Source organism: Aeromonas salmonicida subsp. salmonicida (assembly GCF_001643305.1).
Taxonomy (GTDB): Bacteria; Pseudomonadota; Gammaproteobacteria; order Enterobacterales; family Aeromonadaceae; genus Aeromonas; species Aeromonas salmonicida.
On the sequence record NZ_LSGW01000083.1, the window covers coordinates 84692 to 99424 of the forward strand.

Consider the following 14733-nt stretch of genomic DNA (forward strand, 5'->3'; position numbering starts at 1 on the left):
ATGAAGACCCCGTTTTTGTTTATCGACCGCGACGGCACCCTGATCGAGGAGCCGGTGACCGACAAGCAGGTGGACAGCCTCGCCAAGCTGCGCTTCGAGCCCATGGTGATACCAGTACTGCGCGAGCTGCAGGCTGCCGGTTACGTGCTGGTGATGGTGACCAACCAGGATGGACTGGGCACCGCCAGCCTGCCGCTGGAGAACTTCCAGCCCCCTCACGACCTGATGATGCATCTCTTTGAATCCCAAGGGGTGAACTGGGAGCAGGTGCTGATCTGCCCCCATTTTCCCACCGACGGTTGCAGCTGCCGCAAACCCCACCTCGGGCTGGTGAAGGAGTATCTCGCCTCGGGTCGCATCGACTTTGCCAACTCCTTCGTGATTGGCGATCGCCAGACCGATCTGCAACTTGCCGAGAACATGGGCATTAGCGGCATTCGCTACCACCCGCAGGATCACAACTGGCTCACCATTCGTGATCAGCTGCTATCCAAGGGGCGCGTGGCCGAAGTTGAACGCTACACCAAGGAGACCCGCATCCAGGTAGCCGTTGATTTGGATAAAAGTGGCGGCAACCAGATCGCTACCGGCATCGGCTTTTTTGATCACATGCTGGATCAGATAGCGACCCACGCAGGTTTCAGGCTCAAGCTGAACGTCAGCGGTGATCTGCACATCGACGATCACCACACGGTGGAAGATGTGGGACTGGCGCTGGGTCAGGCCATGCGCCAGGCCCTTGGCAACAAGCGCGGCATAGGCCGTTTCGGCTTCGTGCTGGCGATGGACGAGGTGCAGGCGGTGATCGACGCACGTCCCCTCACCGAGCAGGAGGTGAGTACGGCACTGGATCTCAGCGGTCGCCCCTACTTCGTGTTTGACTGCCCGAGTGGCTTTGGCCGCGACAGCGTGGGCGAAATGGCCACCGAAATGGTGCCCCACTTCTTCCGCTCCTTGTCGGATGCCATGGCCATCACCCTGCAGATGAAGGTGGGCAGCGGCAACACCCACCACCAGGTGGAAGCACTGTTCAAGGGCTTTGGCCGCGCCCTGCGTCAGGCCATCCGGGTGGAAGGGAGCGAGCTCCCCTCCAGCAAAGGGGTATTGTGATGGATATGAGCAAGCAGAAGCGGGTCATTATCGGCACAGCAGTGATGGTGCAAATCTCGCCAATCGACATAGGTAAGGCACGATGAACAATCAGAAACTGGTCATCATCGACACCGGCTGCGCGAATCTGGCCTCGGTCAGAATGGCGTTCGAGCGCCTCGGCGTGCAGCCGCAGGTTTCCAGCAAGGCGGCCGATATCGAGCAGGCTGACAAGCTGATCCTGCCCGGCGTCGGCACGGCGGTGGCCGCCATGAAGAACCTCAACGAACGGGGTCTGGTGCCCCTTATTCGCGCCGCCACACAGCCGCTGCTGGGCTTTTGCCTCGGCATGCAGATGCTGGCGGAAGCCTCCGAAGAGAACATGGTCGCTGATGGCAGTGAAGGCCAGCTCATCGACTGCCTTGGCATAGTGCCTGGCAGGATCCGGCTGATGGAGGTGGGCAATTTGCGCCTGCCCCACATGGGCTGGAACCAGATTGAGCACGATGAAACGCACCCGCTGCTGAGCGGCATTCCATGCGGCAGCTACTTCTACTTCGTCCACTCCTACGCTTTGGAGGTGACGGAGGCGACACTCGCCACCTGCGATTATGGCCAGCCCTTTACCGCCATCGTGAGCCGGGACAACTTCTTTGGTGCCCAATTCCACCCGGAGCGCTCAGGCGCAGCCGGTGCCCGTTTACTGAAAAACTTTCTGGAGCTGTAACAAGGATGATTATTCCCGCCATCGATTTGATAAATGGTCAGGTCGTACGTCTCTATCAGGGGGACTATGACCAAAAGACCGAATACAGCAGCAGCCCCCAGGCCCGCTTTGATGAATATGTCTCCCAGGGCGCGGTGCAGCTGCATCTGGTGGATCTGGACGGCGCCAAAGAGACACAAGCCCGCCAGTTGCCCCTGCTGACCCAGTTGCTGTCGGCTACTGAAGCGCCTGTGCAGGTCGGTGGCGGCGTACGCACCGAGCAGGATGTGGCAGACCTATTGGCCGCCGGTGCCAGCCGGGTGGTGATAGGCTCCACTGCCGTCAAATCACCGGATCTGGTGGCAAGCTGGATGGAAAAATATGGCCCCGAGCAGATAGTGCTGGCGCTGGACGTCAATATCGATGCCCAGGGCAATCGCCATATCGCGGTGGCAGGCTGGCAGGAGAACAGCGGCGTGACCATAGAGGCGTTGATCGAGCGTTTCCTCCCTGCCGGTCTCAAGCATGTGCTCTGCACCGACATCAGCCGCGACGGCACCCTTTCCGGCACCAACGTCGAGCTCTATCGGGATCTTTGTGCCCGCTACCCGAGCGTGGGCTTCCAGGCCTCCGGCGGTATCGGTGGCATCGCGGATATAGAAGCGCTCAAGGGCACAGGGGTCAAGGGGATCATCCTCGGTCGCGCCCTGCTGGAGGGCAAGTTCTCGGTGGGCGATGCCATCGCCTGCTGGGCCAATGGCACGCAAGACTGACGGCCTGGCCAGCAGGCATGACAGCACAGAGGTTGGACAAACGTCTCTCCATCAAGGGGTAGGTCGAGGTAAGTCCTTATTACTCGGTAACAATTGACTCTATACTCGACTGATTGAAACAAGTCATGGAGGACTTATGTTCACATCTCACGCCGCCACCATACTGATCGTCGATGACTCGCCCGAGAATTTGATGGTGCTGACCGACCTGCTCTCGCCTACCTACCGGGTGCTGGCCGCCCAGAGCGGAGAGAAATGCCTGCGGATTGCCACTGGCAAGACACTGCCGGATCTCATTTTGCTGGATGTGATGATGCCGGGCATGGATGGTTATGAAGTGCTCAAACAGCTGCGTACAAACCCTGAAACCAGCCGCATCCCTGTGGTGCTGCTCACCGCCCTCGCCGACAGCCAGAGTGAAGAGTACGGGCTGTCGCTGGGAGCGGCCGACTACATTACCAAGCCCATCAAGCCGGCCATTGTTCAGGCACGGGTACGCACCCAGCTGGAGGCCAAGCAGGCCCGCGACGGCCTGCAGAGCCAGAATACGGCACTGGAGGCCGAAGTGGCGCGGCGAATGACAGAGAACGATCTGATCCAGCAGGTCTCCATCCGCGCACTCGCTCACCTGGCGGAGATTCGGGATCCTGAAACCGGCAATCACATCTTGCGCACCCAGGGCTATGTTCGACTGCTGGCGAATGCCCTCGCCAGCCACCCCCGTTTTATCGATACCCTGACCCCCCGCTACATCGATCTGCTGAGCCGCTCCGCCCCCTTGCACGACATCGGCAAGGTGGGTATTCCCGACCATGTGCTGCTCAAGCCCGCCAAGCTGACAGTAGAGGAGTGGGAGGTCATGCGTACCCACGCCAAACTCGGTAGCGATGCCATCGAAGAGGCCGAACGGGATATTGAACAACCGCTGGCGTTTCTCACTCTGGCCAAGGAGATCGCCCACTGGCACCACGAAAAGTGGGATGGCAGTGGCTATCCTGACGGCCTGCGTGGCGATGAAATTCCCCTTTCGGCCCGCTTGATGGCGCTGGCCGATGTGTTTGATGCCCTCATCAATGTACGGGTTTACAAGGCCGCCATGCCCTATGACGAGGCGAGAGCCCTGATCCTCAGTGGCACAGGCCAGCATTTCGATCCGGACGTGGTGACGGCGTTTGACAACCATTTCGACCAGTTCGTTGCCATCGCCGAGCGCTACACGGATGAAAACGAGGCACCACATGGCTGATCAGCCACCACTCACCCGAGCTCATGTTCTCAATATCGTCCTCACTTATGCCGCAGTGGCAAGCCTGTGGATCCTGCTATCCGACAAGGCGGTAGAGTGGCTGTTCAGCACACCCAGCCAGTTCGCGCTGGCCAGCACCATCAAGGGCTGGCTGTTTATCCTCATTACGGCGCTCATGCTCTATACCATGCTGCGTCGCCGCATCGACATGCCGGTGGTCACCCGCCAATTCTCTCGCCGCCAGCTCTTGCCCCTTATTCTGATCAACGGCCTGATCCTGGGACTCACCGGCATGGCCATCGCCCAGAGCCTGAGTCATACACAGGACAAGGAGATAGCCCGGATCGAGGCTATCGCCGACCTCAAAAGCAAGCAGATCACCGAATGGCTCAATGCCCGTGAGCGCGACGCCCGCCAGCTGATCGAAAGCCCGCTCTATGCCGACCTCTATCGCCAGGGGCAAGTCACACAGCTGGCGCAGGCACATGCCCCCCTAATGACCCGGCTGGCCGAGTTCATCTCCATCAGGGGATTCAGCGCAGCGACCGTCTTCAGTCCTGCTGGTACTGCCCTGGGGCAGACTCCCGGGGCCAGCAGTCTTGGCACACCGCTGCGCGAAGCATTGGCTCAAGTGGAAACGGGCAGTGTCATGCGGGTGGGCCCCTATCTCGATGAGCAGGGCCAGCCCAGGCTCGACTTCATCGCCCCGCTATCCATGCCTGGCAGCAAGTCCCCTCTTGTCGTGCTGCAAATCAGCTCCAGCGACTGGCTCAACCACATTCTCAAGCAGTGGCCGATCCCGGACAGCAGTGGTGAAGCCCTGCTGTTTCGCAAACATGGCGATCAGGTGCAGTTTCTCAATGACGTGCGCTACCGCCCCGCCTCGGCCCTCACCCTGCAGATCCCCATCAGCAACAGCACCTTGCTGGCAGCCCAGTTTCTCAATGGCGGCGCCCGTGAAAGTCACAAACAGGTGCTTTTTGGCAAGGATTACCGTGGTATCGAGGTCTTTGGCACCATCCACTCCGTCATGGGCACCGACTGGTATCTGATCGCCAAGATAGACAAGGCGGAGCTCAACCAGGCCGCCTTCAGGGAGAGCGTCTGGATCGGGCTCATCGGCCTGCTGGTGCTGTTCATTGCCAATACGGGCATCATATTGCTGCGCCAGCATACCCAGCTCTATATGGCCGAGCAGATCCGGCTATCCCAAGCAGGCCGCCTGCAGGCGCTGCAACTGCTCTCCGCCATTGCCGACAGCTCGGAAGATGCCATCTTCGCCAAGGATATGGATGGCAAATACATCCTCTTCAACCGCGCCGCCAGCCAGTTCGCCGGCAAGTCAGCCGCAGAGATACTGGGCCAGGATGATCAGGCCATTTTCCCCCCGGATCAGGCTCGCATGCTGATGGAGCTGGGCCAGCAAGTCATTGTCAATAACAAGGTACAGACCCAGGAAGAACATCTGACCCTGCCCTGCGGTGAACGGGTGTTTCTCGCCACCAAGGGCCCCTTGCAGGACAACGACGGCCAGGTGATCGGCATCTTCGGGATCTCCCGCGATATCACGGACTTCAAGCGGGCCGAAGCCGGATTGCGGGAACGGGAAGGGCTGTTTCGCGCTCTGGTCGAGCAATCCCTCGCCGGCATCTACATCATCCAGCAGGGCCAGCTCTGTTACATCAACCCGGGTTTCGCCCGTTTGTTCGGTCACAGCTCAACCGCCACCTTGCTGAAGATGGGCACCTTGCATGCGCTGGCCAGCCCGAAAGACAGCGCCAGGGTCGCGGAACAGTTGCAGCGCAGCGAACAGGAGGACACTGAGATACACACCCGCTTCACCGCCTTGCACCATGACCATCAGAACATAGAGGTAGAGCTGTACGGACGACGCGTCGATTATCGCGGCAAGCCTGCGGTACTGGGTCTGTTGCTGGACGTCACCGAGCGGGAACAGGTCGAGCAGGCCCTGACCCGTCAGGCCGCTGAGCTACGTCAGCAGAACAACGAGCTGGAACGGTTCAACAAGGTGATGGTGGACAGGGAGCTGGCCATGCTGGCCCTCAAGCATCAGATCAATACGCTGTCGATACAGCTGGGACAACAGCCGCCTTATCCTCAGGCGCCCACACCGCCGGAGGAACTCCTATGATGAGCTGGTCTCAGCTGCTGCATGTCCGCCAGCCCTGGCAACAGTGGGGGGCTTGCCTGCTGGCCATTCTGTTGCCCATCCTCATGTTGCAGATCCGGGTACAGCTCCCCATCGCCTTTGGCGAACGGCCGCTGCTGGTGCTCTTCATGCTGCCCATCATCGTCTGCGCCCTGCTCGGTGGCTTGCTGCCCGGCATGCTCAGCACCCTGGTGAGTGCACTGGTCACCACCTATTTCATACTGCCCCCGCTCCACTCGCTGACCATTGCCGCCGGCCAGGATCTGGTGCAATGGGGGATCCTGATTACCAACGGTATCCTCATCACCCTGCTCAGCGCCGCCATGCACCGATCCCGCGCACGGGAGGTTCAACGCTGGCAGGAATTGATGAGCACTCAATCCCGCCTGCAACGGAGCGAAACCCGCTTCCAGGCCACCTTTGAGCAGGCCGCTGTCGGCATCGCCCTGGTCGCCCCCGACGGCAACTGGTTAAGGGTCAACCAGCGGCTGTGCGACATGGTCGGTTATCAGGCTGACGAGTTGATGGGCATGAGCTTTCAGCAGATCACGCACCCGGACGATCTCTTTATCGATCAAACCTTCGTCGCCCAGATGCTGGCAGGGGAGCGGCCTCACTACACCCTGGAGAAACGCTATCTGCGCAAGAATGGTGAGGTGCTCTGGATCACCCTCACTGTGGCGCTGGTCAGGGATGACCGGGGCAAACCCGACTATTTCATCTCGATCATCGAGGACAATCAGCAACGCAAGGAGACAGAAGCAGCCCTGCGGCGCAACGAGGTGATACTGCATGAATCCCAGCATCTGGCCAAGATCGGCAACTGGCGCTGGCACATTGCCAACAACAGCCATTTCTGGTCGCCGGAGATCTACCGCATCTATGGCCGTGACCCGGGCTTGCCCCCTGCCGTCTACCCCGAAGTGAAAAAGTACTTTACCCAGGAGGGGTGGCGCGCCATCGCCCAGTCCGTCGAGCGCTGCCTGCAAAACGGCCAGCCCTACGAGTGCGATGCGGAGGTGATCCACGAACAGGGTGACCCTGTCTGGGTCATCGCCCGTGGCGCCGCCTTGCGCGACAGCAGTGGGGCCATCGTCGAGCTCTATGGCACTGTACAGGACATCACCGAGCGCAAGCTGGCCGAACAGCAACTGCTGCACAATCAACAGGTGGCGCTCGATACCCAGCGCCGCGCCCGGCTGGCGGCACTGAATCTGATGGACGATGCCATCAGCGCCCGTATTCGCGCCGAAACCACCAGCACGGCCTTGCGCGACAGTGAGCAGCGCCTGTTGATGGCCCAGGAAGGAGCCCACGTCGGCATCTGGGAGTGGGACATACTCAGTGGCCGCCTCTTCTTCTCCCCCGAATGTGCCCGCCTCTATGGCCGCAGCGTGGAGCAACTCTGCGAATTTCACATCTGGCAAGGCTGCCTGCACCCGGACGACAGGGCCCGCATCGACCAGCTGCTGTCCGAGCTGCCACACACAGGCACACCGCTCGATATCGAGTTTCGCATCTTGCGGCCCACTGGCGAGGTACGCTGGCTGGTGAGCAAGGGCAGCGTCTATCGGGATGCACAGCAACGCCCGGTGCGCCTGCTCGGCATCAATCTGGACATCACGGAGCGCAAGCAGGCAGAGCAGCAGTTGCGCCAGCTGTCACTGGCACTGAAACAGAGCCCGGACGGCGTCTTCATCACCGATATCCAGGGGCGTATCGAATACGTCAACGTCGCCTTCCTCGCCGCCAGCGGGTATCAGCAACACGAGGTGATTGGCCAGACCCCCACCCTGTTGCGTTCAGGCCTCACCCCCAAGGCCACCTACATCACGCTGTGGGATGCGATTCATCAGGGACAGCGCTGGCATGGGGAGTTCATCAACCGACGCAAGGATGGCTCACACTACCAGGTGCTGGCCACCGTCTCCCCCATCCGTCAGGAGAACGGCGAGGTCACCCACTATGTGACGGTACAAGCCGATATCACGGAGAAGAAGCAGCTCGGCGAGGAGCTGGATCAATACCGCTACCACCTGGAGGAGATGGTCAACGAGCGTACCCTGCAACTGGCCCAGGCCCACCAAAGGGCGGAGAGCGCCAACCGGGCCAAGAGTGCCTTCCTCGCCAACATGAGCCACGAGATCCGCACTCCCATGAATGCCATTCTGGGGCTGACCTATCTGCTCAAGCGCGATACACCGGATCACACCCAGCACGATCGGTTGGAAAAGATCGACAATGCCGCCCAGCATCTGCTCACCATCATCACCGACATTCTGGACCTTTCCAAAATCGATGCGGGCAAGATGGTACTGGAGCAGGGCGACTTCTCCCTCACCGCCATGCTGGACAACGTCAGTGCCCTGATGAGCGAACAGGCCCGCGCCAAGGGGCTCACCATCATTGTCGATATCGGGGATTCCCCCGCCTGGGTCCACGGCGATATCACCCGACTGCGTCAGGCACTGCTCAACTATGCGGCCAACGCCATCAAGTTCACCGAGCAGGGCTCAGTCACCTTGCGGGTACGGGTCGAACGACCGCTCTCCAATGGGTATCTGCTGCGCTTCGAGGTGGAAGACACTGGCATCGGCATCAGCCCGGAGCAGCGCGAGAAACTGTTCCAGGCCTTTGAGCAGGCCGACGCCTCTACCACCCGAAAATACGGTGGCACCGGGCTGGGCCTCGCAATCACCAGTCGGCTTGCCACCCTGATGGGGGGAGAAGTCGGCGTGGAGAGCACCCAGGGCAAAGGCAGCTGCTTCTGGTTCACCGCCCTGCTTTCACTGGGCCAGGGCGAACCACAGCAAGCAGGCCAGCTCGAACAGGCAGTGCAGCAGGCGCTCTTTTTCTCCAACCATGCCAGGGTGCTGCTGGTGGAGGACAATGCCATCAACCGCGAGGTGGTACTGGAGCTGCTCAACAACAGCGGCCTCATCATCGAAACTGCCGTCAATGGCCAGGAAGCGCTGGAGAGGGTCAGTCAGCATCCCTTCGATCTCATCCTGATGGACATACAGATGCCGCTGATGGATGGCTACACTGCCACTCGCGCCATCCGCACCCTGCCGGGTTGGGAGCAGACGCCTATCCTGGCGCTGACGGCCAGCGCCTTTGAAGAGGACAGAAAGGCGTGCAAGGCTGCGGGCATGAACGACTTCATTGCCAAACCCGTCACCCCGGCCAAGCTGTTCGAAGCGCTGCAACAGTGGTTGCCCACCAGCACACCCGTACAGCCCAAATACCAGCGCCGGGCCAGCGATACCCTGATCGCCCCCCTCGTCCGGTTGCAAAGCTTACCGGGACTGGATCTGCAACAGGGGTTGGCCACGCTGCAGGGCAACCAGACCAAATACGTCGCCCTGTTGCGCCATTTCGCCAGCGAACACAGCCAGGACATGGCACTGCTGACCAGCCATCTGCAAGCAGGCGATCAGACCAGTGCCACCCGACTGGCCCACACACTGCGCGGTGTCGCCAGCACACTGGGATTGGTGACTCTGGCAGAGCAGAGCCTGCAACTGGAGCAAACGCTCTCTGGGGATGGCAGTGAACTGACCGACCAGATGTCCGCCATTACCGAAGTGCTTGCCACCCTGCTCGAACAACTGGGGGAGGAAGATCCGGCCCCCGCAACCATGCCAGCCCCCCTCACCAGCCATTGGCAGCAGCAGTTGCTGCGCCAGATTGAGGGCCTGCTGCTGCAAAGCGACACCGCCGCCATCCCCCTGTTCGAACAATATGCCGGCCCCCTGCTCATCAGTCTTGGGCCCAAAGGGGACACGCTGGCGCGGCAGCTGAAAATGTTCGATTTTGACGGCGCCCTCATCACCATCCGCAGCCTGCAAGCAGAAGAGGGGCACTCACCGTTAACCCCCGATGCATCAAGCCGGCATCAGGGGGCAACGAATCAAGATAAAGGGTTGAATCACTGAATAAAGTCATGCATATAGTGTTGGTTCCCCTGTCGAACACGTTCCCTTGCGGCCACGTTTTCGCCCGGCTGGGCACCGCCTGTTGAAGCATGCCGACGATCTTCACTCATTGGCCGTCTGACGCCCGCGTCATCCGGCAATAACGATGTTTTTAACCGTGCGTTACATGGAGCAACGAGCATGTTGTCAAAGCGTATTATCCCCTGTCTGGACGTCAAAGATGGTGTCGTGGTCAAGGGAGTGCAATTTCGAAATCATGAAGTGATGGGCGGTATCGTTGAGCTCGCCCGCCGCTACGCAGAAGAAGGGGCCGACGAGCTGGTGTTCTATGACATCACCGCCTCAAGCGATGCCCGGGTCGTTGACAAGAGCTGGGTGAGCCGGGTGGCGGAAGTCATCGACATCCCCTTCTGCGTCGCCGGTGGCATCAAAAGCGTTGAAGATGCCCGCCAGATCCTGGAATTTGGCGCCGACAAGGTTTCCATCAACTCACCGGCACTGGCGGATCCCGGCCTCATCACCCGTCTGGCGGAGCGCTTTGGCGTGCAGTGCGTGGTGGTGGGGATCGACTCCTACTTCGATGCCGACACTGGCCACTATCAGGTCAAGCAGTTCACTGGTGACGAGAGCCGCACCCGCACCACGGCCTGGCACACTCTCGATTGGGTGCAGGAGGCGCAAAAACGCGGCGCCGGTGAAATCGTGCTGAACGTGATGAACCAGGATGGCATGCGTCAGGGCTACGACCTCGAGCAGCTCAAGCTGGTCCGTGCCGTCTGCAAGGTGCCCCTCATCGCCTCCGGCGGCGCGGGTGCCATGGAACACTTTCGCGATGCCTTCACCCTCGCCGACGTGGACGGGGCCCTGGCCGCCTCCGTGTTCCACAAGGGCCTTATCCCCATTCCCGAATTGAAACGCTGGCTGAAAAATGAAGGAGTCGCCATCCGTGAGTAATCAAGATGTTGTAAACCAGGCACCGCTAATTGATCGCCTGGACTGGGCAAAGTGTGACGGCATGATCCCCGCCATCGTCCAGCATGCCGCCAGCGGCGAGGTGTTGATGCAGGGTTACATGACCCGCGAAGCGCTGGAAAAAACCCAAACCACAGGTCAGGTCACCTTCTTCAGCCGCAGCAAGCAGCGCCTCTGGACCAAGGGCGAAAGCTCGGGCCATGTGCTCAAGCTGGTCGCCATCAGCACCGACTGCGATCAGGACTCTCTGCTGATCGCCGCCAATCCCGTCGGCCCCACCTGTCATCTGGGCACGCCCTCCTGCTTCGACGGCCACCCTGTGCCGCCGCTCGGCTTCCTGGCAGAGCTTGAGCAGATCCTGGCATCGCGCAAGGGCGCAGATCCGGCCACCAGCTACACCGCCAGCCTGTACGGCAAAGGCACCAAGCGCATCGCCCAGAAGGTGGGTGAAGAAGGTGTTGAAGTGGCACTGGCCGCCATGGCCAAGGATCGGGAAGAGCTCATCAACGAATCCGCCGACCTGCTCTACCACCTCACAGTCCTGCTGCAAAACGAGGGGCTGGAGTTGAAGGATGTGGTGCAGCGGCTGTATGAGCGCCATAACAAGTGATCGTAAAACCGATTTGAAAAACGGGCCCTGATGGGCCCGTTTCTCCTTATGACATTCAGTCATGGGCTCCTGTACCAGAAGCCTGCATGGGTAGTTTTCTTATTTAACCTATGCGAGTCCAGAAACTCATATTCACCGAGTCCATCTCCAGCAGGGTCAGATACTCCCCTGCGACCTCATCGTGCAGCCACTGCTGGCAATACGCCTCGGCCAACGACTGGCTGGGAGCCATCACCAGATCGGCATAAACGCCATCAGCACCGCGCAGCAGGCAGTGAACGATGAGTTCGGACTGCTTGGCAAGAAACTCGGCCTCCACCCGCTGTGACAAAACGAGCAGATCCTGCTCAGTCACTCCCTCCTTGAGCCTGAAGGTGGCAAACTCCAGCCCCCCAACCCCTTGCATGCTGCCATTGATTATCATCTCGCACTCTCCATTGATATCCGTGTGTTTGGAGAAGCCAGCATAGAAGGGAGCCACTGACAGCCTTGTGTCAGTAGCCGGCGCTATTTTTTAACCTCCAGAGGCGCCATCAAGCAGGGGATTTTCCGCCTGGCGCACGGCCAGGTATTTCGCCAGCGTCACACCTGTGGGCACGGAGTCCTCTTTGGAGCACAGTTCTAGGCTGCCGATTCGATCCACTCTAAAGTCCCGGTATGCCAGGCGCAGTGCGCACCAGGCACCCAATGTCCAGCATCCACCCCAGTAGAAGAGCCCCAGAGGATAGATGCGGCGCCGGGTCTGTCGGGCCAAGGCATCATCGTAGTCGATCTCCAGCCAGTGACCCGCCGTGATGGCGTCGTGCAGCTTGTCCCAACGGACGTACTCAGGACGAGCAGTCCGGTAATCGGGCACTCGCACCACGGGAGTTTGCCCGCGGCCAGGCCCCCTTTCTGGCAAGGCGGCCTCTATCTTGGCGAGCAGTGCCCGGGCCGGATCCGCCAACCCCTTGCCGGTCAGCACAGCCACCAGGTTCACTCCTGTGATCAGCGCTTCCAGTTCGGCGTTGCTCAACTGCAGGGGAGCCAGCTCAAAGCCCTCGCTTAGCCGATAGCCCAGTCCTGCCTCCCCATAGACGGGGATACCCGCCAGGGAGAGATCGTCCATGTAGCGATAGATGGTGCGCTCCGATACGCAGAGACGCTCAGCCAGTTCGCGGGCGGTCAGGGGCTGATGAGCCCGCAACAGATTGGTCAATTGAAACAGTCGATCCGATTTTCTCACGAGCAACCTCTTGCTTGCCGAACCAGGCTGGCATGGTAATCCGGGAGGAGACACCTTGACACGCCTTTGTAGTTCGAGCGCCTCTCATGGGCCCTCAACACGATGACACGCTAAGGCCGCAAGCATTGCCGGCCATCGCCGGGTCGGCACGCAAAACGGGCCCATCAGGGCCCGCTGCATTTCTTAAATGGCGCTGTATCCCTATTACCCCAGCTGCTGGCGCAGCATGTATTTTTGTACCTTGCCGGTGGAGGTCTTGGGCAGGGGGGTGAAGATGATCCGCTTGGGGGCCTTGAAGTGGGGCATCTGCTCGCGGCAGAAGGCAATCAGCTCGACCTGGCTCAGCTCCCTGCCCTCCTTGAGTTTCACGAAGGCACAGGGCACCTCCCCCCACTTCTCGTCCGGCATGGCAATTACCGCCACCTCGTCCACGTCAGGATGGCGATAGAGCACGTCCTCCACCTCCAGGCTGGAGATGTTCTCCCCGCCCGAGATGATGATGTCCTTGGACCTGTCCTTGACCTCCACATAGCCATCAGGGTGCCAGACCGCCAGATCGCCGCTGCGAAACCAGCCCTCCGCCATCGCCTCGGCGCTGGCATCCGGGTTCTTGAGATAACCCTTCATCACCACATTGCCGCGCAGCACTATCTCCCCCAGGGTCTTGCCATCCTGAGGCACAGACTCCCCGCTGACCGGGTTGATGACCCGCATCTCTCCCTGCAGCGGGGATGCCACCCCCTGGCGCGCCTTGAGGCGGGAGAGTGCCGTGGCATCCTGCCCTTGCCAACTTCGCTGCGGCTCGCACAACACGCAGGGACCATAGGTTTCGGTGAGGCCATAGACATGGGTCACGGCTATCCCCATGGCCTCCATGCCGGCGATCACGGTCGCGGGCGGCGCTGCCCCCGCCGTCATCACCTTGATGGGGTGATTGAGCCCGTATTTAAGCGCAGGGTCGGCGTTGTTAAGCATGTTGAGGACAATGGGCGCGGCGCAGAAGTGGCTCGCCTTGTGCTCGCGCAGGGCATCAAAGATGGCCCTCGCCTGCACATGGCGCAGGCAGACACTCACCCCGGCGGTGGCTGCCAGGGTCCAGGGGAAGCACCAGCCGTTGCAGTGAAACATTGGCAGGGTCCAGAGATAGACGCTGTGCTTGGGCAGCTCCCAGGAGAGCACGTTGTTGATTGCATTGAGGTGGGCACCGCGGTGGTGATAGACCACCCCCTTGGGGTTGCCCGTGGTACCCGAGGTGTAGTTCAGGGAAATCGCCTGCCACTCGTCATCCGGCAGCCAACAGGGCTCATCCCCGTTTCCCTGGGCAAGAAACTGTTCATAGTCGAGCTCGCTTATCAACTCCCCCTCCCGATAGAGGGGATCGTCGATGGCGATGAGCAGCGGCTGCGTCTTGACAAGGGCGAGCGCCTTGCGCACCACGGCGCCGAACTCCCTGTCCACCAGCACCACCCTGCTCTGGGCATGCTGGAAGATGAAGGCCATGGACTCGGCATCGAGCCGGGTATTGAGCGTGTTGAGCACGGCGCCGCTCATGGGCACCCCGAAGTGGGCTTCGAACATCGCCGGGGTATTGGGGGCGACGATGGAGACGGTATCCCCCTCGCCTATGCCATGCCGACGCAGGGCCGAGGCGAGCTGTCGGCAGCGCCGCTCGGTCTGGGCCCAGTTTTGACGCAAGGCCCCATGGATCAGCGCCGGGTAGTCGGGATAGACCCGCGCCGCCCGGGCAAGGAAGCTGATGGGGGTCAGCGCCTCGAAATTGGCGGGACTTTTATCAAGGCCGGCCTCGTAGATGTTCTGCTCTGTCATCGGGTTCCTTCCTCGCAGGTGGCACAAAGCGGCTGGATCGAATTGGGCGGGAGATCTCGCCGGCATCATGCACTGCACAGACCTCTTATGGGGCTGACAGCCTAAATAACTGATCCTAATAGGGCTACACCTTCGCTGTGCCATAGCCATTCCCGGGGAAAGGAGACACGGTATCCA

At 60.6% G+C, this 14733-nt stretch carries 11 protein-coding genes; 8 read left to right on the forward strand and 3 right to left on the reverse strand.

Annotated elements, in window-relative coordinates; all coding sequences use genetic code 11:
• The 8 genes from hisB to hisIE all read left to right on the forward strand — a co-directional run bounded on the left by hisB (position 1) and on the right by hisIE (position 11504).
• Positions 1–1110 (forward strand): bifunctional histidinol-phosphatase/imidazoleglycerol-phosphate dehydratase HisB, encoded by a 1110-nt coding sequence (hisB, locus tag AXW79_RS15570; RefSeq protein WP_005311383.1) that lies wholly within the window; start codon positions 1–3, stop codon positions 1108–1110.
• Positions 1111–1192: 82 nt separating this feature from the next.
• Positions 1193–1816: an imidazole glycerol phosphate synthase subunit HisH gene (hisH, locus tag AXW79_RS15575; protein ID WP_005311381.1), complete on the forward strand. Its 624-nt coding sequence runs from the start codon at positions 1193–1195 to the stop codon at positions 1814–1816.
• Between the two features lie 5 nt (positions 1817–1821).
• Complete coding sequence (gene hisA / locus AXW79_RS15580; protein ID WP_005311379.1) at positions 1822–2568, forward strand: 1-(5-phosphoribosyl)-5-[(5-phosphoribosylamino)methylideneamino]imidazole-4-carboxamide isomerase; 747 nt, start codon at positions 1822–1824, stop codon at positions 2566–2568.
• 136 nt (positions 2569–2704) lie between these two features.
• Positions 2705–3814: a response regulator gene (locus tag AXW79_RS15585; RefSeq protein ID WP_005311377.1), complete on the forward strand. Its 1110-nt coding sequence runs from the start codon at positions 2705–2707 to the stop codon at positions 3812–3814.
• On the forward strand, positions 3807–5966 hold the full coding sequence (locus tag AXW79_RS15590) for a PAS domain-containing protein (RefSeq protein ID WP_005311375.1): 2160 nt from the start codon (positions 3807–3809) through the stop codon (positions 5964–5966). Before AXW79_RS15585 ends, AXW79_RS15590 begins: the two co-directional genes overlap by 8 nt.
• Positions 5963–9922, forward strand: coding sequence for a PAS domain S-box protein (locus AXW79_RS15595; protein ID WP_011898720.1), 3960 nt, complete (start codon positions 5963–5965; stop codon positions 9920–9922). The genes AXW79_RS15590 and AXW79_RS15595 overlap by 4 nt, the downstream gene beginning before the upstream one ends.
• Before the next feature lie 180 nt (positions 9923–10102).
• Positions 10103–10876 carry an imidazole glycerol phosphate synthase subunit HisF gene (hisF, locus tag AXW79_RS15600; RefSeq protein ID WP_005311371.1) on the forward strand — a complete coding sequence of 258 codons (774 nt, stop codon included), beginning with the start codon at positions 10103–10105 and terminating at the stop codon, positions 10874–10876.
• Positions 10869–11504, forward strand: a complete 636-nt coding sequence (gene hisIE, locus AXW79_RS15605; protein WP_005311370.1) for a bifunctional phosphoribosyl-AMP cyclohydrolase/phosphoribosyl-ATP diphosphatase HisIE — start codon at positions 10869–10871, stop codon at positions 11502–11504. The genes hisF and hisIE overlap by 8 nt, the downstream gene beginning before the upstream one ends.
• A 103-nt stretch (positions 11505–11607) precedes the next feature.
• On the opposite strand, the gene AXW79_RS15610 is transcribed toward hisIE, so the two are convergent.
• From AXW79_RS15610 to AXW79_RS15620, 3 genes are all read right to left on the reverse strand, one after another.
• Positions 11608–11928 (reverse strand): hypothetical protein, encoded by a 321-nt coding sequence (locus AXW79_RS15610; RefSeq protein WP_005311368.1) that lies wholly within the window; start codon positions 11926–11928, stop codon positions 11608–11610.
• A 90-nt stretch (positions 11929–12018) separates the two neighbouring features.
• Positions 12019–12702, reverse strand: a complete 684-nt coding sequence (locus AXW79_RS15615) for a helix-turn-helix transcriptional regulator (protein WP_005311366.1) — start codon at positions 12700–12702, stop codon at positions 12019–12021.
• Positions 12703–12933: 231 nt separating this feature from the next.
• Positions 12934–14556, reverse strand: coding sequence for an acyl-CoA synthetase (locus tag AXW79_RS15620; RefSeq protein WP_005311363.1), 1623 nt, complete (start codon positions 14554–14556; stop codon positions 12934–12936).
• Positions 14557–14733 lie beyond the last annotated feature (177 nt).

What these genes read in the sequence shown, in the direction of transcription:
- hisB (WP_005311383.1), top strand. Translation starts at nt 1, where the DNA reads ATGAAGACCCCGTTTTTGTTTATCGACCGCGACGGCACCCTGATCGAG.
- hisH (WP_005311381.1), top strand. Translation starts at nt 1,193, where the DNA reads ATGAACAATCAGAAACTGGTCATCATCGACACCGGCTGCGCGAATCTG.
- hisF (WP_005311371.1), top strand. Translation starts at nt 10,103, where the DNA reads ATGTTGTCAAAGCGTATTATCCCCTGTCTGGACGTCAAAGATGGTGTC.
- AXW79_RS15595 (WP_011898720.1), top strand. Translation starts at nt 5,963, where the DNA reads ATGATGAGCTGGTCTCAGCTGCTGCATGTCCGCCAGCCCTGGCAACAG.
- AXW79_RS15610 (WP_005311368.1), bottom strand. Translation starts at nt 11,928, where the DNA reads ATGATAATCAATGGCAGCATGCAAGGGGTTGGGGGGCTGGAGTTTGCC.
- AXW79_RS15620 (WP_005311363.1), bottom strand. Translation starts at nt 14,556, where the DNA reads ATGACAGAGCAGAACATCTACGAGGCCGGCCTTGATAAAAGTCCCGCC.
- AXW79_RS15590 (WP_005311375.1), top strand. Translation starts at nt 3,807, where the DNA reads ATGGCTGATCAGCCACCACTCACCCGAGCTCATGTTCTCAATATCGTC.
- AXW79_RS15585 (WP_005311377.1), top strand. Translation starts at nt 2,705, where the DNA reads ATGTTCACATCTCACGCCGCCACCATACTGATCGTCGATGACTCGCCC.
- hisA (WP_005311379.1), top strand. Translation starts at nt 1,822, where the DNA reads ATGATTATTCCCGCCATCGATTTGATAAATGGTCAGGTCGTACGTCTC.